This window comes from Pseudomonas sp. 10S4, from assembly GCF_034344865.1.
GTDB lineage: Bacteria > Pseudomonadota > Gammaproteobacteria > Pseudomonadales > Pseudomonadaceae > Aquipseudomonas.
In genome coordinates this window covers 4362580-4388853 of the sequence record NZ_CP133774.1, presented here as the reverse complement: position 1 = coordinate 4388853, position 26274 = coordinate 4362580, and the positions used below count along the sequence as shown (strand labels likewise).

Sequence of the window (26274 nt, the reverse complement as noted above, 5' to 3'; positions counted from 1 at the left end):
TGACTATGCCGCCGTCTTCGCGAGCAAGCTTCGCTCCTACAATGCCTGGCGACTACCCAGGTTTATGGTTATCCAGTACGCGATTGACCACTAACCCACTCAACATGATCGCCTGTTGCAGCAACAGCATCTTATTGCGCTGTGGGCCGTCCATTAAGCTGGCGATCTCACTCGCCATGTCGCTTGCCGAACCCAACGATTCGCAGGCTTGGACCAGCAGCGTTTCGTCATCCACCGTGGGGTCGATAAGGAAGATGATGCCGGGCTTGCGGGGCGGTATCGGCTCTTTCGGCGCCCCGGGGTTTAGGTAGAAATTGAGCGCGCGGTCGGCCGCCTCTTTCAGTTTCTTGGGGTCAAGAGAGGCGTCGAAGGGTACTGGATCAAGAGTTGGGGGATTCGGTGTGACTTTGAACATAGATAGATCTCTCATGTAGTCAATAAAGGAGCCAACCAACCTCGCTACCAAACGAAGGGTGGCGGCCATACGCAGGTTGGTAGACCGGACATGAGAAACCGGCGCACCCGAAGGTGCCCTGCGCATGACCACCATAATGCCGAGACGAAAGACGCCGCGAATGGTGATGCTATGCAGATCTCATGAATGGGCTACCAAACCCGATCACTGTTTTTCAGTGACCGGGAAACGATATAGCCCACCCCAAAGACGCACAAGCCGGCGGATTCTGTCTTACGCGTAGGTAACGGCGCAAGGCGTCGTAGCCTTTGGGACGTAACGGCGAGTGTCTTTAAACGGCCGTCGTTAAACATGTTTAAGCGGTGCCGGATCTGACGCCTTCGCGAGCAAGCCCGCTCCCACAGTTGTTTTGCGGTGTTTGACAGACCGCATCTCGCCCGCGACATCCTGTCCATCCTCTGCGGGTGGTAGTCAGCAGCCATCGACTGGTAACCTGCGCCCTGCTCTTTCAATGACGACGGTGACGCATTTGATCAGCAGTACCCCAACACTGGCCCGGGATATCGACGGTAAAGCCATCTCTGCCCTGGTTCTCAATGAAGTCCGGGAAGAGGTTCTGGCCCTGGCCGAACAGCAAATTTATCCCGCATTAGCGGTCCTGCTGGTCGGCGACGACCCGGCCAGTCATGTGTATGTGCGCAATAAACTGCTGCGGGCCAAGGAGGTCGGGATTCGCTCCCTTGAATACCGTCTGCCGGACGACGCCAGCCAGGCGCAAGTGCTGGAACTGATTGCCCAATTGAACGCCGACGTCACGGTGAACGGCATTCTGGTGCAACTGCCATTGCCGGGGCATATCGACGAGGCGGCAGTGATCCATGCCATCGACCCGATCAAGGACGTCGACGGTTTTCATCGCGAAAACGTTGGCGGCCTGGTGCAAGGCATGGAAGTGCTGACGCCGTGCACGCCCAGCGGCTGCATGCGCCTGCTACAAGAGACGTGCGGTGATATCAGCGGCTTGCACGCGGTGGTGATCGGTCGGTCGAATATCGTCGGCAAACCGATGGCAACCTTGTTGTTGCAGGCCCACTGCTCGGTTAGCGTGGTGCATTCGCGCAGCGTCGATGCGCCGGCGCTGTGTCGACTGGCGGATATTGTTGTTGCGGCGGTGGGTCGTCCTCATTTGATCAACGCCAGTTGGCTCAAGCCCGGGGCTGTGGTGATCGATGTCGGGATCAATCGCATCTCTGACGAATCCGGCAGCCATCTGGTGGGCGACGTCGACTACGCCAGCGCCCGCACCGTCGCCAGCGCGATCACGCCGGTACCGGGGGCGTCGGCCCGATGACGATTGCCTATCTGCTGAAAAACACCCTGATCGCCAGCCAGTTGCAGCGCGTCGCCGCGTTGCGCTGAGCCCAACGAAAACGGCCCACTCGAAGGTGGGCCGTGTTGATCAACAGCAATGATTAATGGTTGTAGGCACGCTCGTTGTGCTCCGCCAGATCCAGCCCCATCTCCTCCACCGACTCATCGGCGCGCAAGCCGATCACAGCGTTGATCACCTTGAGAATGACCCAACTGATGGCGAAGCAGTAAACCGTCGTCAGCACCACGCCCTTGATTTGCGCCACGACCTGAGCGCCCATGGTCACGCCTTCGACCAATCCGCCCATCGATGGCACGCAGAGCACCCCGGTCAATACCGCGCCAATCATCCCACCGATGCCGTGCAAGCCGAACACGTCGAGGCTGTCGTCATAGCCGAAGCGACGTTTCAGCACGGTGACGCTCAAGTAGCAGAACACCCCGCACAACAGGCCGATGGCCAGCGCCCCACCGACGCCGACATACGCGCACGCTGGCGTGATGCCGACCAGACCGGCGACGCCGAAGCACTGGGTAAACAGCGACAACATGTTTTTCGCCCGCACCAGACCGCCGTAAAACAACGCGAGGCCCGGCAAACACATGAACAACACCAACACCGCCGCGGTGATCATCCAGGCGGTGCTGCCCGTGTTCAACGTGGGCGCATCGGCCGCTTGTGCCAGCGGTGCGAGTGCGCTGGCCGCCAGTAAGACCAGAAGGGATTTGCCGAGAAGACGATTGACCATGTTCAAAGCTCCTGCAAAAGAAATGGGAAGTGTCTGGCAGTGAGCGAAGTGAATGAGCGCGGGCCTCTTTAGAGGCCTCTTGATGATCAAATAAACATGCTGCGGTCTTTCAGACGCGCCTATAACTGTGGCGAGCGAGCTGTTGTGGCGAGGGGGCTTGCCCCCGTTCGGCCGCGAAGCGGTCGCAGAACGGCGAACGAAGTCTGTCTGAAGGACCGCGGTTGCCGGATTCAGGACCGCTACGCGATCCAACGGGGCAAGCCCCCTCACCACAAGTTTTTCATTCAGCCTCAGTAGCCAGTGCCGGAACCGGGAACCCAGTTGGTCCCCGCCAGCGGCACTCGGGCCATGGCTGCCGATTCCACCGTCAACGCCACCAAATCCTCAGGATCAAGGTTATGCAGGTGCGACTTGCCACAAGCCCGGGCCATGGTCTGGGCTTCCAGCACCAGCACCCGCAAATAGTTGGCCAGACGCCGACCGCCTTCCACCGGGTCCAGACGTTTGGACAGCTCCGGATCCTGCGTGGTAATCCCGGCCGGATCGCGACCGTTCTGCCAGTCGTCGTAGAAACCGGCGGCCGAGCCGATTTTCTTCAACTCCTCGTCCAGCCGTGGATGGTTGTCGCCCAAGGCAATCAGCGCCGCCGTACCGATGGCCACTGCATCCGCCCCCAGCGCCATGGCCTTGGCCACGTCGGCACCGTTGCGAATACCGCCCGAAACAATCAGCTGAACCTTGCGATGCATGCCCATCTCTTGCAGCGCCTGTACTGCCTGGGGAATGGCCGACAGGATCGGAATCCCGACGTGTTCGATAAACACTTCCTGAGTCGCTGCAGTACCTCCCTGCATGCCGTCGAGCACGATCACATCGGCGCCGGCCTTCACCGCCAACTTGACGTCGTAATACGGCCGGCTGGCGCCGATTTTCACGTAGATCGGTTTTTCCCAGTCGGTGATTTCCCGCAGCTCGGCAATCTTGATCGCCAGGTCATCCGGCCCGGTCCAGTCCGGGTGACGGCAGGCACTGCGCTGGTCGACACCGATCGGCAAGGTACGCATGCCGGCCACCCGCTCGGTGACTTTCATGCCCAGCAACATACCGCCACCACCGGGTTTAGCGCCCTGACCGAGGACGATTTCGATGGCATCAGCCTTGCGCAAATCGTCCGGGTTCATGCCGTATCGGGACGGCAGGTATTGATAGACCAAGTGCTGAGACTGGCCGCGTTCTTCCGGGGTCATGCCGCCGTCACCGGTGGTGGTGCTGGTGCCGGCGATGGTCGCGCCACGGCCCAAGGCCTCCTTGGCATTGGCCGACAAGGCACCGAAACTCATGCCGGCGATGGTCACCGGGATCTTCAGGTGAATCGGCTTCTTGGCGAAGCGGTTGCCGAGGATCACATCGGTACCGCACTTCTCCCGATAGCCTTCCAGCGGGTAGCGCGAAACGCTGGCGCCGAGCAGCAGCAAGTCATCGAAATGCGGCAGCTTGCGCTTGGTGCCGCCGCCGCGAATGTCGTAGATGCCGGTCTCGGCGGCACGCTGGATTTCCTGGATGGTCAGGCGGTCGAAGGTGGCCGACTCGCGCAGCACGGGAGGGGCTTTTTGGCTAATTGGGTCGCTCATATCTGTTCTCCTCGCGCGGATCAGTACGCGGACGCGTTATCGACTTTGAAGTTGTACAACTGGCGGGCCGAACCGTAGCGCTTGAAGTCAGCCGCCTGGTGTTCGAAACCGGCGCGATTGAGCAGTTCTTGCAGCTCTTGCAGGTGCTCGGCGCGCATCTCTTTCTCGACGCAGTCCGAGCCCAGGGACTCAACGCTGCCTTTCACGTAGATGTGGGTTTCGTACAGCGAATCGCCCAGCGCATCGCCGGCGTCGCCGCAGACCACCAGCCGACCAGCCTGGCCCATGAAGCAACTCATGTGACCGATGCTGCCGCCGACCACAATGTCGATGCCCTTCATGGAAATCCCGCACCGCGCACCGGCGTCGCCTTCAATCACCAGCAAGCCGCCATGGGCCGTGGCCCCGGCCGCTTGGGACGCGCTGCCCTTGACCCGCACGTAGCCAGACATCATGTTCTCGGCGCAACCGACGCCGACGTTGCCGTGGACGGTGATCGAGGCCTGTTGATTCATGCCAGCGCAGTAGTAACCGGCGTGGCCCTGGATATCGATGGACACGGCTTGGTTCACCCCGACCGCAAGGTTGTGCTTGCCGTTGGCATGGGTCACCAGCCACTCGTGGTCGGTGACGTTTTTGGCCTGGTCGTGCAGTGCCTGATTGAGGTCGCGCACGCTGGCCGTGGAAAGATCGATGGTTTTCATGTGTGCGCTCCTTAAGCTGACTCGCGTTCCCAGATGTACATAGTGGCCGGTGCCGGCTCCCAGACCCTGGCGTGTTCGATCCCCGGCAGGCTCGACAGCGCCTGGTATTCGGAGGCCATGGCGACGTAATCGTCGGTCTCGGCGAGGATCGCTGGCTTGCAGGCGATCGGGTCGCGGATCACCGCAAAACCGTTGCGGGTGCCGATGGCGAAGGTGAAAAAACCGTCCAGTTCTTCCAGCGAATGATCCAGCGCTTCTTTCAGCGAGTCGCCCTGCTGCAGGCGCCAGGTCAGGTAACCGGCGGCGACTTCAGTGTCGTTGTCGGTTTCGAAATGAATGCCTTCGCGCTTGAGTTCCTGACGCAGCCGGAAGTGATTGGACAGCGAGCCGTTGTGCACCAGACACAGGTCGGCGCCGGTGGAAAACGGGTGGCTGCCTTCCATGGTCACCGCGCTTTCGGTGGCCATGCGGGTGTGGCCGATGATGTGGCTGCCCTTCATACCGGCGAGGCCGAAGCGTTGGGAAATTTCCTGCGGCAAGCCCATGCCCTTGAGAATTTCGATGCTCTGGCCGGCGCTCATGATGCGGATGCTCGGCGCCAGCTCGGCGAGGGCCAGACGCACCGGTGCCTCTTCGGCATGGATCTTCAGCACAGCGGCGCTGGCGTTCTGGAACCAGTCCAGCGAACAGCCGAGGCGCCCTTCCAGTTCGCCCATCAGGGCTTTCCAGTCGAAGCCTTCGGTGGTCGCCTGCAGGGTCAGCTTGACCCAGCCGTCCGCCACTTCATCGCCGTAAATGGCGAAGCCGGCACTGTCCGGGCCACGATCGGTCATGGCCTGCAACATCGGTTCGAAGAGCTTGCCGAGCTGGGATTCCAGCTGCGGATTTTTCAGATAAAGACCTACGATTCCACACATATCAAGTCTCCTTCGGAGGCAGTGAACACTCGACGCCGTGCCGGGTGCCCGAATGGTTGTCTATGCAAAAAGTCAGAAAAATTCGGTGTAGCGCTGGATCTCCCAATCGGAGACGTGACGGCTGTATTCCACCCACTCCATGCGCTTGAGCTTGATGAACTCGCCCACAATCTGCGGGCCCAGCACCTCGGCGAACAGCGGGTCGGCTTCCAGCGCATCGCAGGCTTCCTTGAGTGATTGCGGCAGGGTCTTGATGCCCCGCGCGGCGATCTGTTCGAGGCTCAGGCTGTAGAGGTTTTCGTTGCAAACGGTGTCGATTTCCAGCTGCCGGTCGATGCCGTCCAAACCGGCGGCGATGATTGCGGCGCTGACCAGATAGGGATTGCAACCAGCGTCCGGCAGACGAAATTCCAGGCGCCCGTAAGGCACCCGCACCATGGCTGAACGGTTGTTGGCGCCGAAGGCGATAAAGGCTGGCGCCCAGGTCGCGCCGGACAATGAATTGCCCACCACCAGACGCTTGTAGGAGTTGACCGTGGGCGCCGCGAAGGCACAGAGCGCCGGGCCATGGGCGAGCAGTCCGGCAGCGAAGTGATAGGCCATTTTCGACAGGCCCATGCCGCTCGGGTCGCTGGCATCATGGAACAGGTTTTTGTTCTCGGCGCTGCTGATCGACAGGTGAAAGTGCATACCGTTGCCGGCGCGTTTCGGGTCGGGCTTGGGCATGAACGAACAGATCATGCCCAGGTCATTGGCGATCTCGCCGGCGGCCATACGGAAGAAGGTGAAGCGGTCCGCCGAGGTCATGGCGTCGCTGTAGGTGTAGTTGATCTCGAACTGACCGTTGGCGTCTTCGTGATCGATTTGATAGATCTCGAAATCGACTTGCTGCAAGGCTTCGGTCAGGCGTTCGAGGAACACTCGGGAACGGGACAGGCCCTTGTAGTCGTAGCAAGGCTTGTCGAGGTTGTCGCTGATGTCGACCAGTTGCAGCTTGCCGCTTTCGTCGCGGCGCATCAGGTTGAATTCGGGCTCCAGGCCGGTGTTGAGGGTCCAGCCCTTTTCCTCCAGGCGCCGCACCTGCTGTTGCAGCACATAACGACTGTCATAAGGATGCGGTTTGCCATCGACATGGCCGATGCACACCACCCGGCCATAACCCGGCTGCCAAGGCACCGGTGTCAGGGTCGACAAGTCACCACGGGCCATGAAGTCCGGGCCGTGGGGCTCCATGCCCATGCCGCTGATCGCGAAGCCGGCGAAACCCGCCCCCTCTTCGGCGACGGCCTTGAGACCACAGATCGGCACCGACTTGGTTTTGGCCGCACCGTGAATATCGACAAACTGCGCAAGCACGTACTTGATCCCGTGCTTGTCGATGATGCGCTGGGTTTCTGCTGGCAACATTGCTCGTCACTCCTCGCGAAAGGCAAAACAATTGTGGGTAGGCCTTAAGTTCTTTTTATTCCTAAAAAGAAAGTTAGTTTCCCAATAGGAATGCAAAGCCCTTGCCAGATTCGCGAGCGAAACGTCGAGGCGCCGTAAAAGGCGCTTTTGTGCTGTATATATGGGAAAGTTCTTTTCTCGGTGGGAATACCGCCGACAACCGGCGAGCCAAGACTCGCGCTTTGCACTTTCTCAGTGCAAAACTAATATTACTGAACGGAAACCGTGCAGGACCTGATGACTATGCCCACCGAAACCGCCCCGCGCCTCAAGCTTGAGCAATACCTGGGAATGCAGATCAAGCGTCAGCGCCAGGCCCAGGATTTGAAACTGTCCGACGTGGCCAAGATTGCGGACATCAGCCAAGGCATGTTGAGCAAGATCGAGAACGCCCAGGTCTCCACCAGCCTCGATACCCTGAGCCGTCTGTGCGACGTGCTGGGTTTGCCACTCTCGAAGTTGTTCAGCGAATACGACCAGCAAGGTGGCAGCGCACTGCTGGTCAAGGCTGACCAAGGGATGGAAGTGGTGCGCCGTGGGACCGAGAAAGGCCATACCTACCACTTGCTCAACCACACCCGTGGGCCGAAGAAGAGTTTCGAGGCGTACATGGTGAGCATGGATGACGCGAGCGAGGAGTTTCCGACCTTCTCCCACCCTGGCACCGAGTTCTTGCACTTGCTCGAAGGCGAGTTGATTTATCGCCACGGCAATCAGTTGTATCGCATGGAGGCTGGGGACAGCCTGACCTTTGAAGGGGAAATTCCCCATGGGCCGGAGGAATTGGTGCTGGTGCCGATTCGGCTGTTGTCGATCATGAATTATGGCAACGATAAGGAGTGAGTTTGAAACTCCTGGTGAGCTCTTTTTTGAGTACATATCCATTTCTTCGGTAGCGGCGGCTATTGGTTCCGCTCTTACAGCGGGTCACTTTCGAAAAGCGCGAAAGTAACCAAAGCGCTTCTGCCCCTTTCGTTCGGTGCCTCGCCCAGGCTCGGCATGCCCTCGCTCCGGTCCTGCTCCGTGGGCCCGCCGCCATCGGCCATCCATGGCCGGGGGCGGCTAACCCGGCATCCATGCCGGGTTGCCCACTGCGCAGAACCTCCACTCGGCCTCTCGAGGGGGCGGTGCGTCAACATCAAAAGCGAGGCGGCCGACCGGCCTGATCTCAAGTGCGCGTCCACCCGTAGAAGCTGCCGAAGGCTGCGATCTTTTGATCTTGCTGTTGCTTTGCTTTGGCTTTTGATCTTGATCTACCTGCCCCTTTCCCAGAGGCCGAACGCAGGCGTTGCGTAGGGGGCACCGCGGCATGGATGCCGCGGTAGCCGCCCCCGGCCATGGATGGCCGATGGCGGCGGGCCCCCGGAGCAATGCCGGAGTGAGGGCATCCCGAGCCTAGGCGAGGCACCGAATGGAGGGGCAAAGCCTTTTGGTTCCTTTTTGGCGTTTGAAAAAGGGACTCGCTGTAGGAGCGAAACCGCCAGCAGCCATGACCGCAGCAACGGATATGTACTCAATCCCCCTCGATAATCAGACCCTGCCCCCTCACCTTTCCGCTCAAAAATTTTCCCACCAGTTAAAAAACTTTCACAAAAATCCCTAGACGTCACCCAACCATTCCCCTTATAAAGCCAACATCAGGAATATATTATTCCCCATAAGAAAACACCCTCATGGACAAGGTCTCTGTCCGCTGACGTTTTTTCGCTATGCGATGAGCTGCCGCCATCATCCCGAGGACGTGTCATGCAACACGAAAAAAACCATTTCATCATCAAAATCACTTGTCCCGCGGTGTCCGGCATTGTCGCCGCCGTCACCACTTACCTGGCGGACAACGGTTGCTACATCGGGGAGATGGCGCAATTCGACGATGACTTCAGCGGCCGGTTTTTCATGCGCGCGGTGTTCCGTTTCAACGATGGGCATCAAGGCGACCTGCAGCAGATCAAGGACGGCTTCAGCGACGTCGCCAGCGCCTTCGACATGAGCTGGGAGCTGCACGACACCCGCGAACCGATGCGTGTACTGCTGATGGTCAGCAAGTTCGACCACTGCCTGACCGACCTGCTCTACCGCTACCACAAGGGCGAGATGGACATGACCATCACCGCCATCGTCTCCAACCACCTAGACCTGCGGCCCATGGCCGAACGCGAAGGCATTCGCTTCATCTACCTACCCGTGACCAAGGACACCAAGGCCCGGCAGGAAGCCGAACTAATGAAGATCGTCGACGACACCGGCACCGAACTGGTGGTACTGGCGCGCTATATGCAGATCCTCTCCGATGACTTGTGCAAGCAACTCTCGGGCCGCGCGATCAATATTCACCATTCGTTCCTGCCCGGTTTCAAGGGTGCCAAGCCCTATCACCAGGCGTACCAGCGTGGCGTGAAATTGATCGGTGCCACCGCGCACTACGTCACCAGCGACCTCGACGAAGGGCCGATCATTGAGCAGGAAGTGCAGCGCGTCGATCACGTCTACATGCCCGACGATCTGGTCGCGATTGGCCGCGACACCGAAACCGTGGCCCTGTCCAAGGCGGTCAAGTACCACCTCGAACACCGGGTTTTCCTCAACCAGGACAGAACGGTGGTTTTCCGGTGAGCGCGCCCAAACTGATTGACGGCAAAGCCACCGCAGCCCGGGTGTTGGCACAGGTCCGCGAGGACGTGGGCAGCCTGCGCGAGCAAGACATTCAACCGGCATTGGCGGTGATTCTGGTGGGCAGCGACCCGGCCAGCCAGGTTTATGTACGCAATAAAATCCTGCGCGCCGAAGAAGTCGGCATCCGCTCCCTGGAGTACCGATTGTCCACGGACACCAGCACCGAACAACTGCTGAACCTGATCGCCACGCTCAATGCCGATTACTCGATCAATGGCGTCCTGCTGCAATTGCCGCTGCCGGCGCACATCAACGAATTACGGGCACTGCAAGCCATCGATCCGGCCAAGGACGTCGACGGTTTTCACAGTGAAAACGTCGGCGGCCTCAGCCAGGGTCGCGCGGTGCTCACGCCCTGCACGCCCAGCGGCTGCCTGTACTTGCTGGAACAAACCTGCGGCGATCTGCGCGGCAAGCACGCGGTGGTGATCGGCCGCTCAAACATCGTCGGCAAACCCATGGCGGCCCTGCTGCTAAAAGCCGATTGCTCGGTGACTGTGCTGCATTCGCGCAGCTGTGATGCGCAAGCCCTGTGTCGCCAGGCAGACATCGTCATCGCCGCCGTCGGCCGACCACGACTGATCGACGCCAGTTGGCTCAAGCCTGGCGCGGTGGTGATCGACGTCGGTATCAACCGCATCGACGACGATGGCCGCAGCCGTCTGGTGGGCGACGTCGACTTCGACAGCGCCCTGCCCCACGTCGCCGCCATCACCCCGGTACCCGGTGGAGTCGGACCGATGACCATCGCCTTTTTGATGAAGAACACCGTGACCGCCGCCCTTAATCAACACCAGGCCCAACGCAGCCAATCGGAGGCCGTATGCCATTCAATCTATTGAAATACGGGCTAAGTTCGGAGTACCCGGTGGAGGTGGATTTGCCGCCACCCAAAGAACTCAAATCGAGCTATGACGTGGTGATCATCGGTGCCGGCGGCCATGGCTTGGCCACCGCGTATTACCTGGCCAAGTACCACGGCATCACCAACATCGCAGTACTGGAGAAGTCCTACCTGGGCGGCGGTAATACCGCGCGCAACACAGCGGTGATTCGCTCCAATTACCTGACCAGCGAAGGCGTGCGTTTTTACGCCGAGTCGGTGCGGATGTTCCAGTCGCTGTCCAACGAGTTCGACTTCAACATCATGTATTCCGAGCGCGGCCAACTAACCCTCGCCCACACCGATGCCACGGTGCGTTCGTTCCGCCAGCGAGCGGAAGTGAACAAACACTTTGGCGGGCGTACCGAGATGATCGACCGCCAGCAGATCCGCGAACTGGTGCCCAGCCTCAACCTCGATCCTGGCCACTTGCCGGATGATCGCCGGCCTCTGGCACATCGACGGCGCCACTGCCCGTCACGACGCGGTGGCTTGGGGCTACGCCAAGCAGGCGGCCAAGCGCGGCGTGGAAATTCATCAGCTCACCGAAGTCCAGGACCTGATCATCGAAAACGGCGCGATCACCGCGGTCAAAACCAATCGCGGCACCATCAAGTGCGGCTGCGCAGTGCAGGCGATTGCCGGGCACAGTTCGCTGTTGATGGCCAAGGCCGGGATTCGCTCGCCAATTACGACCTTCCCACTTCAGGCGATGGTCACCCAGCCGTTCAAGCCGTTCCTCGATCCGCTGGTGAGTTCTTCGGCGCTGCACTGCTACGTGCAGCAAACCAGCCGTGGCGAAGTGGTATTCGGCGGCGGCTCCGATCCCTATCCGCTGTTCAACACGCGCTCGACGATGGAACTCAAGGAAAGCCTGCTGGCCCATGCCATCGAAATGTTTCCGTTCCTGGCCAACGCCAAGTTGATGCGCCAATGGGCCGGCATCACTGACATGACCCCGGATTACAGCCCGATCATGGGTTTGTCGCCGGTGAAGAATTACTACCTCGACGCCGGCTGGGGCACCTGGGGTTTCAAGGCCACGCCGATTTGCGGCAAGACCATGGCCGAATTGGTCGCCAGTGGCGGCAAGGTCCCGGACCTGATCAAGCCCTTTGCCCTTGAGCGCTTCTCGACCTTCCAGCAAGTCAACGAAATGGGCGCCACAGCGGCCAGCCACTGACGGAGAGCAGACGATGAAAATCATGATTTGCCCGCTCAACGGGCCGCGCAATATCAGCGAGTTCACCTACGGCGGTGAATTCAAACCGATGCCCGATCCGCTGACGTGCAGCGACGGCGAATGGGCCGATTACGTGTTCAACACCGACAACCTCGCCGGCGTGGTACGTGAGTGGTGGATGCACACCCCTCCAGCTACTGGTTTCTGGCGGAGCGACACACCGTCACCGACGAAATCCTGCGCACCTTCGACCCCAAAGAACTGTTCAGCACCCGCGTCGAATTCAACGCCGCCAAGGAGATCGCCGGATGAACCGCCTCCCCGCCCCGATGGGCCTGTTGATCGACCGTGATCAGCCTCTGGATTTCAGTTTCGACGGCCAACACTACCAAGGCTTCCAGGGCGACAGCATCGCCAGCGCCCTGTTGGCCAACGGGCGTTTCCTGCTCTCGCGTTCGTTCAAATATCACCGTCCGCGTGGCCCGCTGACCATGGCCGGGCAGGACGCCAACAGCCTGGTGCAATTGCCTGAAGAACCGAATGTGCTGGCCGATGCGCACGCGTTGTATGCCGGTTTGCAGGTCACGGCGCAGAACGTCAACGGCTCGCTCGACAACGACCGCGACGCCTACTTGGGCAAGTTCTCCAAATTCATGCCGGTGGGTTTCTATTACCGCTCGCTCTACAAGCCCAAGGGCATGTGGAAAGTCTGGGAGCCGATCATTCGCAAGAAGGCCGGCCTCGGCGTGCTCGACCTTAAGTTCCAGCCCGAGTACTACGACAAGGCCTACCTGTTCACCGACGTCGCGGTGATCGGCGCCGGTCCCGCCGGCCTGCACGCGGCGCTGACCGCCGCCAATGCCGGAGCCAAGGTGTTGCTGATCGAACAGCAAGCGGTGCTCGGCGGCTCGCTGACCTATGGCCGCTTCGACATCGAAGGCCAGCGCGGCGAAACCCTGCGCCACGAGTTGCTGGCGGCAGTGGAACAGCACGCCAATATTCAGGTACTGACCGAAGCGACCTGCAACGCTTGGTTCACCGACAACTACCTGCCGGTGATCCAGGGCAAACGGATGTATAAGGTGCGCGCCCGCCAGTGCCTGGTGTGCAGCGGTTCGTTCGATCAGCCGGTGATCTTTCGCAACAACGACTTGCCCGGGGTGATGCTGACCAGCGCCGCGCAACGCTTGATGAAACTGTACGCGGTCAAACCCGGCAAACGCGCGGTGGTGCTGACCGGCAACGATGACGGTTACCTCGCCGCCCTCGATCTGCATGATCAAGGTGTGGAAGTGGTTGCTCTGGTGGACTTGCGCCATGCACCGGGAGACTCCGCCCTACTGCACGCCGTGGAGCAACGTAAGATTCCTTGCCTGAGCAACAGCACCGTTTTTGAAGCCCTGCACGAAAAAGGAATGCGCCATATCAACGGCGTCGAGGTGCGCCAGATCACCGCCCAAGGTCAAGTCGCCGCCAGCGGACAACGCCTGGACTGCGACTTGTTGTGCATGTCAGCCGGTTACATGCCGGTCTATCAATTGCTATGCCAGGCCGGTGGCAAACTCGCCTACGACGACCAGCGCGCCGAGTTCACCCTCAGCGGCCTGCCGAAAAACCTCAGCGTCGCCGGCTCGGTCAATGGCCGCCATGGGCTGGACAACGTGATCGCCGATGGCGTGAACGCCGGTGCCGATGCGGCGCTCGCATTGGGTTTTGAGGTCGGAACCCAGCGTGCGCCTTTTGGTACAGAAGGCCAGGTCAACTTCAACTGGCCAATCTTCCCGCACCCCAAGGGCAAGGACTTCGTCGACTTCGATGAAGACCTGCAAGTCGCTGACATCGTCAACGCCACCCGGATCGGTTATCGCGACGTGCAACTGGTCAAGCGCTACTCCACCGTGGGCATGGGTCCGTCCCAGGGCCGTCACTCGGCGCTGCCAACCGCACGGCTGGTCGCCTGGGCGACCCAACGCAACATTAGCGAAACCGGCGTCACCACGGCACGCCCTCCCTTTGTCGCAGAGAAACTGGCGCATGTCGCCGGTCGCGCGTTCGACCCTTACCGGCAAACACCGATGCATGCCCGCCACCTGCAAACCGGGGCGAAGATGATGCCCGCCGGCATCTGGCAGCGCCCGGCCTACTACGGCAGCGCCAAGGATCGCGAACGCTGCATGCAGGCCGAAGCCCTGCACGTGCACAACAAGGTTGGCCTGATCGACGTCTCGACTCTAGGCGGCCTCGATGTGCGCGGCCCGGATGCTGCCGAGCTGCTCAATCGGATGTACACCTTCGCCTTCCTCAAGCAACCGATCGGTCGTTCTCGCTACGCGCTAATGACCGACGAACACGGGGTGGTGATCGACGACGGCGTCTGTGCGCGGTTTGCCGAGAACCACTTCTACGTCACCGCCACCACCAGCGGCGTCGACCGGATCTATCAACAGATGCTCAAGTGGAACGCGCAATGGCGGCTGGACGTGGACGTCGCCAACGTCACCGCCGCCATTTGCGCGGTGAACGTCGCCGGGCCTGATTCACGCAAAGTGCTGGAGAAGGTTTGCAGCGACCTTGATCTGAGCGCCGAAGGCTTCCCTTATCTCGGCGTGCGCCAGGGCACGGTCGCGGGTATCAAGGCGCGGCTGTTGCGGGTCGGTTTTGTCGGCGAACTGGGGTATGAAATCCACGTCCCGGCACGGCACGGGCTGGCGCTGTGGGATGCGCTGATGGAGGCCGGCAAGGCCCACGACATTCGCCCTTTCGGCGTGGAAACCCAGCGCCTGCTGCGCCTGGAAAAAGGCCATGTGATCATCAGCCAGGACACCGACGGCATGACCCACCCGGCAGAAATCGACATGGGTTGGGCGGTCAGTCGCAACAAGCCGTTCTTCGTCGGCCGCCGTTCGGTGGACATCCTCGACGCCCAACCGCTGAAACGCAAACTGGTGGGTTTCACCCTGCCCAAAGGCAGCCTGCAACCGCTTGAAGGTCATCTGGTACTCAACGGCCCGGACATCAGCGGCAACGTCACCTCCTGCGAGTATTCCGCCACCCTCGACAAGATCATCGGCCTGGCCTACGCGAACATCGACCAGAGCCAACCCGGCCAGCGAATTCCGATCCGTGTCGAAGGCGGCATTGTGCTGCAGGCCGAGGTGGTGAAGCTGCCCTTCCTCGATCCCGACAACCAACGGCAGGAGCTTTAAGCCATGACCAGCCTCAGAGAACAACACACTGTCGGGCAGCATGCCCTCGCGCCTTTGCCGGGCTGCACGCTGACGGATCTGACTGACCTGCCACGGGTGGGTTTTCGTGGCGCGCAGAGCGCCGCGTACCTGCAAGGTCGGGACTTTGTCCTGCCGGACGCGCCCAACCGTGTAGTGCCTCAAGCCGATGGCAGCCAGGTTGCGCGGTTGTCCCAGACCGAATACCTGTTGCTGGGTAGCCCCGCGGACCTGGGCCAGCGTATCGCCGATGAAGAAGCCCGTTGGGAGCTGGATCACCAAGCCAACTACCTGCTGCCACGTCAGGACAGCCATGCCTGTTTTCAACTGAGTGGTGAACACTTGGCTAACGTCATGGCCAAGCTCTGCGGCGTCGATTTGAGTCCTCTGGCGTTCGGCCCCGGCGCCGTGGCGCAAACCTCGGCGGCGCGGATCAACGTGATCGTGATCAACTCAAGTACCGCGCAGCAGGACAGTTTTCACATCCTGTGTGATCGAGCCTCGAAGACCTATTTTCGTGAAGCGATGCTGGATGCGCTGCAAGAGTTTGGTTGACTGCAACTGAAGCCCAAACAAAAACGCCACTCGATTGAGTGGCGTTTTTCTTTATCAAAACCGAGGTTTGACGGTCTTCCAATCCGGCTGATAGCGCTGCATCTGCCTTACGTCATCGCGCTGGCGGATACCGCACGTCAGGTATTGATCGTGCAGTTTGCCCAACTGATCGTGATCCAGCTCCAGACCCAAACCCGCTGCCCGGGTGATCTTCACGCAGCCATCGACAATCGGCAGTTTGCCGCCCTTGATCACCTCTTCATCCGGCTCCTGCCACGGGTAATGGGTGTCGCAGGCGTAATCCAGATTCGGCACCGAAGCTGCGACGTGAGTCATGGCCATCAGGCTGATGCCCAGGTGCGAATTGGAATGCATGGACACGCCAAGACCAAAGGTCTGGCACATTTTGGCCAGGGCCTGCGTGTCGCGCAGACCACCCCAATAGTGATGGTCGGCGAGCACGATCTGCACACTGTTCAACGCCACGCTGCGGCGAAATTCATCGAAATCGGTGACCACCATGTTGGTCGCCAGCGGCAGGCCGGTGCGTTTGTGCAGTTCGGCCATGCCTTCCAGACCCGGCGTCGGGTCCTCGTAATATTGCAGGTCATCGCCTAGCAATTCCGCCATGCGAATCGAGGTTTCCAGCGACCAGTTAGCATTCGGGTCGATCCGCAGCGGGTAACCGGGAAACGCTTTCTTCAACGCCTTGATGCACGCCACTTCATGTTCCGGTTCCAATGCGCCGGCCTTGAGCTTGATGCTCTTGAAGCCGTAGGTTTCGATCATCCGCCGGGCCTGGGCAACGATCTGCTCTTCGTTCAGCGCCTCGCCCCAATTGTCTGGCTTATAGGGCGAATCAATGTGCTGCGCATACTTGAAAAACAGGTAGGCGCTGAACGGGATTTCGTCACGGATCGCACCGCCCAAAAGGTCCACCAACGGCACGTTCAGCGAGTGCGCCTGAAGGTCGAGAAACGCGACTTCGAAGGCTGAGTAAGCGTTGCTCACGGCTTTGCTTGCGTGGGAGCCGGGCGCCAGTTCGGCGCCGGCAACGCTGGTGGTTTTGTTCGCTGCTACGGTGGCCTGGACGATGGCGCGCAACTGGTTGAGGTTGAACGGATCGAGGCCGATCAGTTGATCCTTGAGTTGCATTTGGATCGCCAGGGCCGGGGCATCACCGTAGCTCTCGCCGAGGCCGATGTAGCCGTTGTCGCTCTCGATTTCGATGATCGAACGCAGTGCAAAGGGTTCGTGAATGCCGCTGGCATTAAGCAGTGGCGGATCGCGGAAGGCGATGGGGGTCACGGTCACTCGTTTGATTTTCAAGGTCAGGCTCCGATTGATCTATATCCAGGGCTTAATGCGTTGTGGCGTGGCTCGACACCACGACGTCGGTTGATTTGCCAATGCGGCTGCGAGGAGTTGTGCGAGCGAAGAAGATCACCACGGCGGCCACCAGCGAGGTCGCCGCCAAGCCATACATCCCACCTTCGATGGAGCCGGTGGATTGCTCCAGGAAACCGAACGCAGTGGGCGCGACGAAGCCGCCCAGGTTGCCGATGGAGTTGATCAAGGCGATCACCGCCGCCGCAATGCGTGCATCCAGATAGCTTTGGGGAATCGGCCAGAACAGCGCCGACGCAGCCTTGAAGCCGATGGCGGCAAAACAGATCGCGACAAAAGCGAAGACCGGGCCGCCGGTGGTGGACATGAACATGCCAAACGCCGCAATCACCAGTGTCAGCGCGACCCAGGCCTGCTGGTGTTTCCACTTGCTGGCCATCGCGGCGAAGCCGTACATCGCGACGATGGAAATGATCCACGGCACCGAGTTGAACAGGCCGACCTGGAAGTCGCCCAGATTGCCCATTTTCTTGATCATGCTCGGCAGCCAGAACGTGGCGCCATAGATCGTCAACGCGATGGAAAAGTAGATGAAACAGAACAGCGCAATCTGCCGGTCGGCCAACAGTTTGAACATCGAGGGCTTGGGCCCTTTCGCGGCTTCACGGGTCTGCTGTTCCTCCGCGATGGCGGCAATCAACGCGCCCCGCTCCTCTTCGCTTAGCCATATCGCCTCGCGCGGATGGGATTGCAGCCAAAACCAGACAAAACCGCAGAGCACGATGGAAGCGAAGCCTTCGATCAGGAACATCCACTGCCAGCCATGCAGGCTCAAGCCGTTGATGTTCAGCAGCGCCCCGGACACCGGGCCGGAAATTACCGAGGCTATCGCCGAACCGCTGAGGAACACCGCCATGGTCTTGCCGCGCTCGGACGCCGGCAGCCACTGGGTGAAGTAGTAAATGATGCCGGGGAAAAACCCGGCCTCTGCCGCGCCGAGGATAAAGCGCAGCACATAGAAACTGGTCTCGCCTTTGACGAAGGCCATCGCCATGGCCGCAAAGCCCCAGGTGAACATGATCCGCGTCAGCCAGACGCGAGCGCCGTAACGCTGCAGCAGCATGTTGGACGGCACCTCAAACAATGCATAACCGACGAAAAACAAACCGGCGCCGAGTCCATAGGCCGCCGCGCCAATGCCTAGGTCAGTTTCCATATGGCTGCGCACGAAACCGATGTTCACACGGTCGATGTAGTTGACGATGAACATGACCACAAACAGCGGCAGCACATGGCGCTTCACTTTGGCCGCGGCACGGGCGAGTACCGTAGGCTGCGGTGCACTCTGAAGGGTTTTCAAGGGGCGACTCCCGATCTTGTTTTTTTAGGGGCGAGTCGATCATGGACGCGGTAATTGATCCCGTCTAATCTAACTTGGCATTCGATTGATACCTGGATTAGATCAATGTTCGAGCTTACCCAGCTGCGCTGCTTCACCACGGTCGCGACTGAACTCAACTTCCGTCGCGCCGCCGAACGGTTGAACATGACCCAACCACCGCTCAGCCGACAGATTCAACTGTTGGAACACCACTTGGGCGTCGAGCTGTTCACCCGCACCACCCGCAGTGTCGCCCTGACTGCGGCCGGTCGCGCCTTCTTCATCGAAGCCCAGAACTTGCTGGAGCGCGCCCAGCAAGCGGCCGCCACCGCCCGACGTTTTGCCGAAGGCGACATCGGCTCGGTCAACATCAGTTTCGTCGGCAGCGCGGTGTATGAATTCCTGCCCAAGGTGATTGCCGAAGCGCGGCTCAAACAGCCCCACGTCAAAATCGATCTGTCGGAGATGAACACCTACCAGCAACACGAAGCCCTGCGTGCTCGCCGCATCGACCTGGGCATCGTCCGCGCGCCGTTGCTGGAAACGGGTTACGCCACTGAATGCCTGGTGCGCGAACCTTTTGTGCTGGCAGTGCCCAGTAATCATCGGCTGGCCAGCGCAGAAGTCGTGTCGGTGCAGGACCTCGATGCCCAACCGTTTTTAATGTACTCCCACGCCGCCTACCCGCCGTTCAACGAACTGCTGACCGGTATGCTGCGCTCGGCCCGTATCGCCCCGGAATACGTGCAGTGGCTGGGCTCATCCCTGACCATTCTGGCCCTGGTCAACGCTGGAATGGGACTGGCCCTGGTGCCGCGTTGCGCCACCAGCGTCGTGTTCAAGAATGTGGTGTTCCGCGATATCGACTTGGGCGAAGGGGTGCAAAGCGAACTGTATTTGATCTGGCGCGAGAACAATGACAACCCGGCGTTTGCGATGCTGCTGGAAGGGATTCGACGGGCCGTCAGGGAAGGATGGGGCACTGTTTGACAGCAGGTTTTTGGCAGCCATGAAAAAGCCCAATCTTTTCGGATTGGGCTTGGGAACTAGTAGCGATGGGACTCCTGACCTCCGTAGTAGCGACCATGATCACCTCCATGCCCATGCCCATCATGCCAATACGGCCAGCACCCACCGAGCAGCAGGGTGGCTGTAATTACTAACATTAATGCAGTTGTGCGTTTCATCTGATCATCTCCGGGCAGGCAATGCCTGACGCTGTACACGTTTGATCTACCCGAAAATGAGAAGGTTCAAAACGTCGGATCAACTAATCAGACTGCCCGTTCAGAGACTGCGTGACAGCGCTCTATCAATGGTGCGCCTGGTGCCGAGCCGTCTGTCCAGATTCTGGATGTGCACATCCAGTCCGCTGATCAATTGTTTCTGGCGCTTGGATTGCTGCAACGAATGCATCAGTTGTGTCGAGCACTCCAGAGCGTGAAGCTGCTCCACCGCCGTCCGTAACTGATGCTGTCTTCATGTTGCGTATGGGGCCAATCACGGCCCCACACCAAACGGCGAAGACCGAAGCTCTGCTCCAACAGCACGCTTTGCTGACGAAGGGTGGCCAGATCAGGCTCAATAAATCCTGAATCACTTTGAAACATTTAGCCTGATCCAAGCGTCAACCGTTGCCCACGCCGAGCTATTTCCATGACCCCTCCCCGCCCATCGCAACGCCTTCCGCATTTGACTCAGCTACGCAACAAGAAGATGGCTCGCTCGGCACACGCCTATGTTCGAGGCAGCACCGTCCAGTTTTACGAATGGCTACACAGTCAATCAGGCCGGCGCTTGCCTCAAGGGCCCGCAATCTGGATATGCGGTGATTGCCATGCAGGCAATCTTGGACCTACAGCGAACTCCAAAGGCGAAATTGATATACATATTCGCGATCTGGACCAGGCCGTCATCGGTAATCCAGCGCATGATCTTGTGCGTCTGGCCCTGTCGTTGGCGACTGCGGCCAGAGGCTCTGACTTACCTGGTGTCACAACGGCTCGAATGCTGGAAGAAATGATGCGCGGTTATGAGCAAGCGTTCGCTGATCGACCCGATGAAGCGCCCCCGCGCCCAGCCCAAGTAAAGGCGAGCATGCGCAGTGCCGTGCAACGAACATGGAAAAATCTTGCCCGGGAACGTATTGAAAATGCCCGTCCCACCATTCCTTTGGGAAAACACTTCTGGCCACTGTCCCGAAAAGAAAATGCAGCAATACAAACCGTTTGTGCGTCCCCGGAAATCCATCAACTGGTCACTTCTCTGAAGGGAAGACCCAATGGCGCTGATGTAGAGCTTTTAGATTCGGCTTACTGGGTAAAAGGATGCAGTTCGCTCGGTTTGTTGCGTTACGCGGTGCTGCTGGGGGTGGGTGAAAAAGCAGCACAGGAATATTGTTTGATCGACATCAAGGAAGCCGTAGGTGCCGCGGCGCCTCGGGCAGCTCGAGCTCATATGCCGCGCGACAACGGCAAAAGAGTGCTGGAGGGAGCCCGGCAACTTTCACCTTCGCTCGGTGAACGAATGATCACGACGCGTTTTCTGGACCACGGCTTTTTTATCCGAGAGTTGCTGCCTCAGGACATGAAGCTTGAACTGGATGAATTAAGCGAGATTGATGCCATGCACACGGCAGGGTACCTCGCACGCGTTGTTGGAATTGCACATGCGCGGCAGATGGATCGGGCAACTCGAAAAAGCTGGATCGCTGAATTACAGGTAAACCGGACAGGACAGCTGGATGCGCCGTCCTGGCTATGGACCAGCGTTGTGCAACTGGTAGGGAAGCATGAAGAGGGATACCTGAATCACTGCCGACGCTACGCCCTGGAGCATTAGGAGATTCAATAACTCACCATTGAAAGCCTTCAGCCTGGAAAAATCCCGCGGATAAACATTGCGGAACTCCCGTTAAAGCGCCTCAGTCAAAACGAGATGTGGCATCCCATGTCCCTGAGAAATAAGAAATGAACAACAAAGAACTCATAGACAAGCCTCCGGTTGTTGCCCATCGCTCATGGATAAGAAAGCTCGGGCCCGGCCTGATCACTGGCGCAGCGGACGATGATCCAAGCGGTATCGCGACCTATTCGCAAGCCGGCGCGCAATTTGGCCTGAATACGCTCTGGACTTTGTTTTTCACCTTTCCCTTGATGGTCGGCATTCAGATCATCAGCGCGAAAATAGGCCGGGTTAGCGGGCACGGGCTAGCGACCAATATACGAAAACATTACCCTCGACCTTTTTTATATAGCATCGTCGCCCTGTTGATGTTTGCCAATACCGTCAATATTGCAGCCGACATCGCAGCGATGGGCGCGGCGTTGAAGCTGTTGATAGGCGGATCGCCTCACTTCTATGCAGTCGGCTTTGGTGTGGTTTCTCTGCTTCTACAGGTTTTCATCCCCTATAAGCGCTATGTGCGAGTACTCAAGTGGCTGACGTTGGTATTGCTGGCTTATGTGGGCATTATGTTTGCCGTGCATATTCCATGGGCAGAGGTCATTCACCGGACTTTATGGCCCCGGATGTCCTGGAAGCCGGAGTACATAATCATGGTGGTTGCCATTTTTGGCACAACCATCAGCCCCTATCTTTTTTCTGGCAAGCCTCACAGGAAGTTGAAGACATGGAGGCTGACCCCAAGGCTCAGTCGCTGATTGATGCACCAAACCAGGCGAGAGCTAACTTTACGCGCATCAACATGGACACGATGGTGGGGATGGGTATTTCCAACATCATTGCGTTTTTCATAATGTTGACGACGGCAGTCACGCTGAATATGCATGGCAACACAGATATTCAAACATCTGCACAGGCGGCGAGTGCTTTACGGCCGATTGCGGGCGAATTTGCGTTTTGGTTGTTCAGTGCAGGCATCATTGGCACCGGCATGTTAGCGGTCCCCGTGCTGGCAGGCTCCGCAGCTTATGCAGTAGCCGGAACATTTAATTGGAAGAACAGCCTCGCGGCCAAGCCGGTAGCAGACAAAGCTTTTTATAGCATCATTACTGCGGCAACATTATTGGGGGTATTAATCTGCTTTGCTCCGATTGACCCCATTAAGGCATTGCTTTGGAGTGCAGTCGTCAATGGTGTCATTGCGGTACCTATCATGTTCATCATGATGTTGATGGCATCACACGAAAAAATAATGGGTTCTTTCGTCATCCACTCAGGGCTTAAGGTGTTGGGTTGGAGCTGTACGATAGCAATGGCGTTCGTAGTGATCGGCATGTTCTGGGGAATGCTTTCAACGTAGACCTTTTCTCTGATACTTGGCTGGTGGCCTCGGCGATAGTCCAAAAACCATCCACGGGGCCAAGAGAATATCGTCTGGTGTGAGTTAGCAGCAGATTTGGCACCGACCAGGACCTTGCAAGAGATTCCGAGCTGACCGCTAGAAGCCGCGGCCGACGGATCTTTCGTGGGCTCAGCGGCACTCAATCGGTGCCAACTACCGGCAAAATGGTTTGTCACCAAAACAGCAAAAAGTCGGGTGAGTTTGCGGTCTGTTTGGCACTGCGGTTTAGGCCCAAAAACGTCGAATCTGGAGGTGTGAGTCAGGCTCTTGCGCGCCGCCCAGCAATTGATTACCGGTAATCGACAACGGATGGCTTTCAGACCAGGCAGTGCCATCGAGTTTGCGTTCTACACCGAGGAATCCATTAGCATCCAGACGCAAAATTTTCGCACCCATGACGTCGATGGCGTGCAGTGCATCGCCGATGATCATCTGCTGCGCGGCGAAGGTCGGGTCAAGCCAGTTCAGCGAAGGCTGCCCCTCCTTGAAATAATGCAGATAAACCCAGCGCCGCGGCTTGCCGTCGACGCCAATGACGATCGGTGTTGCGCTCCAGTCGGTCTCCTTGACTCCGGGCTCGAAGAAGATCACCCGTTGTAACTGGCCGACGATGTAATGCTTGTCTCGAAGCACGTCGACCTGCAATGGGCTGAGGCTCTGAGCATCGCGACCTTCGACGATGTCCGGTAGCAGTGGCCAGTCTTCTTCGCGGATCTCCACCATATGGTAGAGGCCCGGATAATCTTCATACGCCATTTCGGCCAGACGAAAATCCGCGCCTTTGCCGGTATGCGAAGGGATAACGTCATCAATGATCACCGCGTTGTGCGCGGCGGCCATGCGAGTCAGTGCCTGAAGCTGTGCTTCGGTGCCCAGTTGCGGGTCGATGTCGAAACTGATGCGATCAAAATTGCCATCAATCGTGGGCGTATATTCGGTGCCCAAGAGGCCGCCCGACCTTTTCAGCGGGCCATTGTGAATACCCTGAATGCCGATTCTCGACAGCGCGTGCCATAACGTTTCATCCCCCAGAGCCTCCAGCACGCTGCCATTTTCGCGCGTGACAATCGATGCCGGATACGCGGTGAACCACACCGAAGCCAAAGCCGAAGCGTCACGGGGCCGAGTATGAGCATAAGGCTGTTGCCACAATCGACCTTGCCCCGAGTAGAGTTTGGCCCGCTGTCTTGCGGCATGAAGCATCGATTGCTCAACCAACCAGTCCACGTGTTTTTTTCAGCCATCGTCATAAAAAATCACCTGTCTATGGGGATAAAATCGCAATCGGCCATTGCAAAGGGTACCTGCCCCCATGGCGCTGCTCGTATTTATATGAGGCCATGAGGTTGCATTGGTTGCATCCAGCCTGGTGCGATGAAGGTGAGTCCGCAGTCACTCGTGGATCGGCGCCTATACCAAGTTCGATTTGCCTGGTTCGTCAGTCAACGAGGCGCGCAGTTGGCGTTAGTAAGGTACATAACGTGCCGTTATCAACAGCGACAGTCCCTGAGGCAAGTGTCAGCTCACCTTTATGCGTCCCCCGAATTGCGAGCTCGACGACTACGACATTCTCCGCGACATAGATGCTGAATAGCTCACGGTGAACATCAGGAAATGCACTTGCGAATGCGTCGAACTTGGCGCCGTTATCGCTGTTCAACGTATTCGCTGACTTTGCGAATTGTTTCGGGTGAGTTCGATGGGTCAGGGCAACGGACTCGCGTTCGACTCGGAGGCCCGGGCCAGTGCTTGCGTGTCGACATATTCTCGAATGTTCGTCAGCTTGCCATTGCGAACAGTGATGGCGAAGACAAAATAATCCTCAAACGTCCTGTTCGTGGCTTTGACTTTCCCCGTAGCGACGCCGACGACCAGAACCCGGTCGCCCTGCGCTACAAACTCGGGGGCTCCATGGATGTTTCCAGTTCTGCGGAAGCCTTCTGAAGCACGTCCGCCAATCCCGCGTGCCCGCGGTGCGTGCCAGCCAGCGGCCAATCCTCCCCCGGAATGATCCACTCGAAATCTTCTGCACACAACGCCAGCAGACCTTGCCTATCGCCTCCGCCCATTGCTGCAAAAAAGTCCTTCACAACCTGGATATTCTCTTGAATGCTCATAAAGACGTCTCCATTTCGCTTGCATCGGATCGCGTGGTGTCGGTCATTCAGCCGGGGACGAGGCCAAGTTGTTGCTGCATCGCGGAAGCCTCGTTGTAGCAATGGAAAGAAATGACCTTCCCGCCTTCGAGGTGAAAAACATCGCATGACGGAACATCTATCTTCTTGCCCGTGGGAGCCAGCGTCCCTGAAGGAAGAGGCAGATCACCTTTGTGCGTGCCGCGAATCGCGAGTTCGACAACGACGACGTCTCCCGCGACATGGATGTTGAATATCTCACGGTGGACATCGGGGAACGCACTGACCATACCCGCGATAGACTCACCGATGGCCTTCCCGCGAAACTTCATGCCGGATGCCATATCCCACATGTATCCTTCCTCAGAGAACATGGAAACAAACTTCTCGATATCCGTTCCTTGCCCTTCCGCAGCGGCGCAAAGCTCTCTGACTATTTTTTCATTATTAAGCATCATCATTCCTCTCCTTCATTATTGAGCACTTACCTGGTCACATAAGTTTTGGCCAGGACCGCCTCAAAATTTGCGATCGCTATTTATCAGTCGAACTTGACCAAGTCTTTGAAGATCAGTTGGCCCCAGGTATTTCCGCGCGCCTGCACCAGCAGTCCACCTTCCGAAAGTCCGCCAAGTGTGATCGGCGAGAAACCGAGATTTTCTGCAAGCGCACCAACTTCCGCTGCGGCGCCGTCATCGTCACTCGCCAGGAATACGACTCTCCTGCCACCCTGTACGGCCGGGTCTTGGCCAAGGACGGCAGCGCCCAAATGGTTGAAGCCCTTGACCAGTCGTCCACCCGTGAAGGCCTGCGCGACAACCCTGGAAGAAGGTTCTCCTCCCAGTTCCTCAGGGGACACGCCGTAGGCATTGGTCACATCGATAATGGTCTTCCCCTTCCAGGTCGGCAACGCCTTCGCGACGTCCGGGTGCGACTCGAAACGGACAGCCAGGAAGACGATGTCCGCCTTGACCGCGTCCGCCAGTGTTTTGGGAATGATCTCGGGTCCGATCGCGGCCGCGGCGGATGCAAAGCTTTCCGGGTCGCGCGTGGTTGCAACGGATACTTCGATGCCGTTGCGGGCAAACGCCCTGGCCAAGGCCTGGCCGATATTGCCGAAGCCGATAATTGCGTAGCTCATAAGTTCTCCTTGGGTTTACCGAGTCCTACGACGCGCCGAACAATCGAATGAAGCGCCTGGGCGTAGCCCGGGTTTTGCGCAGGCACAAAAAAGCCGATCTAGATGATCGGCTTAAGTATCTGATTTTATTCAGGAAATATGGTCGTAACGGAGTGATTCGAACACTCGACCCCTAGCACCCCATCTCCTTTTTCATACTTCTTGAAAGCTTCC

18 protein-coding genes and 5 pseudogenes are annotated in these 26274 nt (G+C 58.6%); 11 read left to right on the top strand and 12 right to left on the bottom strand.

What is annotated here, in order from left to right:
- Positions 1-52: 52 nt before the first annotated feature.
- The gene (locus RHM58_RS20590) at positions 53-415 is read right to left on the bottom strand and encodes a DUF6124 family protein (RefSeq protein ID WP_201255218.1); all 363 of its coding nucleotides are present in this window, start codon (positions 413-415) and stop codon (positions 53-55) included.
- Positions 416-926: 511 nt separating this feature from the next.
- On the opposite strand from RHM58_RS20590, the pseudogene RHM58_RS20585 reads away from it, so the two are divergent.
- Positions 927-1834: pseudogene (locus tag RHM58_RS20585) on the top strand (bifunctional 5,10-methylenetetrahydrofolate dehydrogenase/5,10-methenyltetrahydrofolate cyclohydrolase).
- Between the two features lie 53 nt (positions 1835-1887).
- Here the strand turns inward: RHM58_RS20585 and RHM58_RS20580 are convergent.
- The 5 genes from RHM58_RS20580 to glnT form a co-directional block, all read right to left on the bottom strand.
- Positions 1888-2535, bottom strand: a complete 648-nt coding sequence (locus RHM58_RS20580) for an ammonium transporter (protein ID WP_322268024.1) — start codon at positions 2533-2535, stop codon at positions 1888-1890.
- Positions 2536-2825: 290 nt separating this feature from the next.
- Entirely contained in the window at positions 2826-4166 is a 1341-nt protein-coding gene (locus RHM58_RS20575) for an FMN-binding glutamate synthase family protein (protein ID WP_201255215.1), read from the bottom strand.
- A 20-nt stretch (positions 4167-4186) separates the two neighbouring features.
- Positions 4187-4870, bottom strand: a complete 684-nt coding sequence (locus RHM58_RS20570) for a protein glxC (protein ID WP_322268023.1) — start codon at positions 4868-4870, stop codon at positions 4187-4189.
- A gap of 11 nt (positions 4871-4881) precedes the next feature.
- Positions 4882-5787, bottom strand: a complete 906-nt coding sequence (locus RHM58_RS20565; protein ID WP_201255213.1) for a class II glutamine amidotransferase — start codon at positions 5785-5787, stop codon at positions 4882-4884.
- A gap of 72 nt (positions 5788-5859) precedes the next feature.
- Positions 5860-7194, bottom strand: a complete 1335-nt coding sequence (glnT, locus tag RHM58_RS20560) for a type III glutamate--ammonia ligase (protein WP_322268022.1) — start codon at positions 7192-7194, stop codon at positions 5860-5862.
- Positions 7195-7476: 282 nt separating this feature from the next.
- Between glnT and RHM58_RS20555 the strand changes: the two genes are divergently transcribed.
- From RHM58_RS20555 to RHM58_RS20525, 7 genes and pseudogenes are all read left to right on the top strand, one after another.
- Positions 7477-8076, top strand: coding sequence for a helix-turn-helix domain-containing protein (locus RHM58_RS20555; protein WP_201256820.1), 600 nt, complete (start codon positions 7477-7479; stop codon positions 8074-8076).
- A gap of 903 nt (positions 8077-8979) precedes the next feature.
- On the top strand, positions 8980-9846 hold the full coding sequence (gene purU, locus RHM58_RS20550; protein ID WP_201256821.1) for a formyltetrahydrofolate deformylase: 867 nt from the start codon (positions 8980-8982) through the stop codon (positions 9844-9846).
- Positions 9843-10748 (top strand): bifunctional methylenetetrahydrofolate dehydrogenase/methenyltetrahydrofolate cyclohydrolase FolD, encoded by a 906-nt coding sequence (gene folD, locus RHM58_RS20545; RefSeq protein ID WP_322268020.1) that lies wholly within the window; start codon positions 9843-9845, stop codon positions 10746-10748. Before purU ends, folD begins: the two co-directional genes overlap by 4 nt.
- Positions 10730-11972, top strand: a pseudogene (locus RHM58_RS20540) (FAD-dependent oxidoreductase). Before folD ends, RHM58_RS20540 begins: the two are co-directional and overlap by 19 nt.
- A gap of 13 nt (positions 11973-11985) precedes the next feature.
- Positions 11986-12284 (top strand): annotated as a pseudogene (locus RHM58_RS20535) (sarcosine oxidase subunit delta).
- Positions 12281-15178 (top strand): 2Fe-2S iron-sulfur cluster-binding protein, encoded by a 2898-nt coding sequence (locus RHM58_RS20530; protein WP_322268019.1) that lies wholly within the window; start codon positions 12281-12283, stop codon positions 15176-15178. The pseudogene RHM58_RS20535 and the gene RHM58_RS20530 overlap by 4 nt, the downstream one beginning before the upstream one ends.
- Positions 15179-15181: 3 nt before the next feature.
- Complete coding sequence (locus RHM58_RS20525) at positions 15182-15751, top strand: sarcosine oxidase subunit gamma (RefSeq protein WP_322268018.1); 570 nt, start codon at positions 15182-15184, stop codon at positions 15749-15751.
- A 54-nt stretch (positions 15752-15805) separates the two neighbouring features.
- On the opposite strand, the gene RHM58_RS20520 is transcribed toward RHM58_RS20525, so the two are convergent.
- Positions 15806-17080, bottom strand: coding sequence for a glucarate dehydratase family protein (locus RHM58_RS20520; RefSeq protein ID WP_322268017.1), 1275 nt, complete (start codon positions 17078-17080; stop codon positions 15806-15808).
- A gap of 31 nt (positions 17081-17111) precedes the next feature.
- Complete coding sequence (locus RHM58_RS20515) at positions 17112-18458, bottom strand: MFS transporter (RefSeq protein WP_201256828.1); 1347 nt, start codon at positions 18456-18458, stop codon at positions 17112-17114.
- Positions 18459-18563: 105 nt separating this feature from the next.
- On the opposite strand from RHM58_RS20515, the gene RHM58_RS20510 reads away from it, so the two are divergent.
- The 3 genes and pseudogenes from RHM58_RS20510 (at position 18564) to RHM58_RS34070 (ending at position 22743) form a co-directional block, all read left to right on the top strand.
- The gene (locus RHM58_RS20510; RefSeq protein WP_322268016.1) at positions 18564-19469 is read left to right on the top strand and encodes a LysR substrate-binding domain-containing protein; all 906 of its coding nucleotides are present in this window, start codon (positions 18564-18566) and stop codon (positions 19467-19469) included.
- 666 nt (positions 19470-20135) lie between these two features.
- Positions 20136-21320, top strand: a complete 1185-nt coding sequence (locus RHM58_RS20505) for a DUF2252 domain-containing protein (protein ID WP_322268015.1) — start codon at positions 20136-20138, stop codon at positions 21318-21320.
- Between the two features lie 128 nt (positions 21321-21448).
- Positions 21449-22743: pseudogene (locus tag RHM58_RS34070) on the top strand (NRAMP family divalent metal transporter).
- 312 nt (positions 22744-23055) lie between these two features.
- On the opposite strand, the pseudogene RHM58_RS20490 reads toward RHM58_RS34070, so the two are convergent.
- The 4 genes and pseudogenes from RHM58_RS20490 to RHM58_RS20475 all read right to left on the bottom strand — a co-directional run.
- Positions 23056-23988: pseudogene (locus RHM58_RS20490) on the bottom strand (maltose alpha-D-glucosyltransferase); the annotation flags it as partial.
- Between the two features lie 689 nt (positions 23989-24677).
- Positions 24678-24902: a nuclear transport factor 2 family protein gene (locus RHM58_RS20485; protein ID WP_322268012.1), complete on the bottom strand. Its 225-nt coding sequence runs from the start codon at positions 24900-24902 to the stop codon at positions 24678-24680.
- Between the two features lie 47 nt (positions 24903-24949).
- Positions 24950-25381, bottom strand: a complete 432-nt coding sequence (locus tag RHM58_RS20480) for a nuclear transport factor 2 family protein (RefSeq protein ID WP_322268011.1) — start codon at positions 25379-25381, stop codon at positions 24950-24952.
- Positions 25382-25461: 80 nt separating this feature from the next.
- The gene (locus RHM58_RS20475) at positions 25462-26061 is read right to left on the bottom strand and encodes an NADPH-dependent F420 reductase (protein WP_322268010.1); all 600 of its coding nucleotides are present in this window, start codon (positions 26059-26061) and stop codon (positions 25462-25464) included.
- Positions 26062-26274 lie beyond the last annotated feature (213 nt).

Bases quoted from the DNA above. Each gene is read 5' to 3' on its own strand.
- RHM58_RS20525 (WP_322268018.1), top strand. From the start codon at position 15,182: ATGACCAGCCTCAGAGAACAACACACTGTCGGGCAGCATGCCCTCGCG.
- RHM58_RS20590 (WP_201255218.1), bottom strand. From the start codon at position 415: ATGTTCAAAGTCACACCGAATCCCCCAACTCTTGATCCAGTACCCTTC.
- RHM58_RS20480 (WP_322268011.1), bottom strand. From the start codon at position 25,381: ATGATGATGCTTAATAATGAAAAAATAGTCAGAGAGCTTTGCGCCGCT.
- RHM58_RS20565 (WP_201255213.1), bottom strand. From the start codon at position 5,787: ATGTGTGGAATCGTAGGTCTTTATCTGAAAAATCCGCAGCTGGAATCC.
- RHM58_RS20575 (WP_201255215.1), bottom strand. From the start codon at position 4,166: ATGAGCGACCCAATTAGCCAAAAAGCCCCTCCCGTGCTGCGCGAGTCG.
- RHM58_RS20570 (WP_322268023.1), bottom strand. From the start codon at position 4,870: ATGAAAACCATCGATCTTTCCACGGCCAGCGTGCGCGACCTCAATCAG.
- RHM58_RS20505 (WP_322268015.1), top strand. From the start codon at position 20,136: ATGACCCCTCCCCGCCCATCGCAACGCCTTCCGCATTTGACTCAGCTA.
- RHM58_RS20530 (WP_322268019.1), top strand. From the start codon at position 12,281: ATGAACCGCCTCCCCGCCCCGATGGGCCTGTTGATCGACCGTGATCAG.
- RHM58_RS20580 (WP_322268024.1), bottom strand. From the start codon at position 2,535: ATGGTCAATCGTCTTCTCGGCAAATCCCTTCTGGTCTTACTGGCGGCC.
- RHM58_RS20555 (WP_201256820.1), top strand. From the start codon at position 7,477: ATGCCCACCGAAACCGCCCCGCGCCTCAAGCTTGAGCAATACCTGGGA.
- glnT (WP_322268022.1), bottom strand. From the start codon at position 7,194: ATGTTGCCAGCAGAAACCCAGCGCATCATCGACAAGCACGGGATCAAG.
- RHM58_RS20485 (WP_322268012.1), bottom strand. From the start codon at position 24,902: ATGAGCATTCAAGAGAATATCCAGGTTGTGAAGGACTTTTTTGCAGCA.
- RHM58_RS20510 (WP_322268016.1), top strand. From the start codon at position 18,564: ATGTTCGAGCTTACCCAGCTGCGCTGCTTCACCACGGTCGCGACTGAA.
- purU (WP_201256821.1), top strand. From the start codon at position 8,980: ATGCAACACGAAAAAAACCATTTCATCATCAAAATCACTTGTCCCGCG.
- RHM58_RS20475 (WP_322268010.1), bottom strand. From the start codon at position 26,061: ATGAGCTACGCAATTATCGGCTTCGGCAATATCGGCCAGGCCTTGGCC.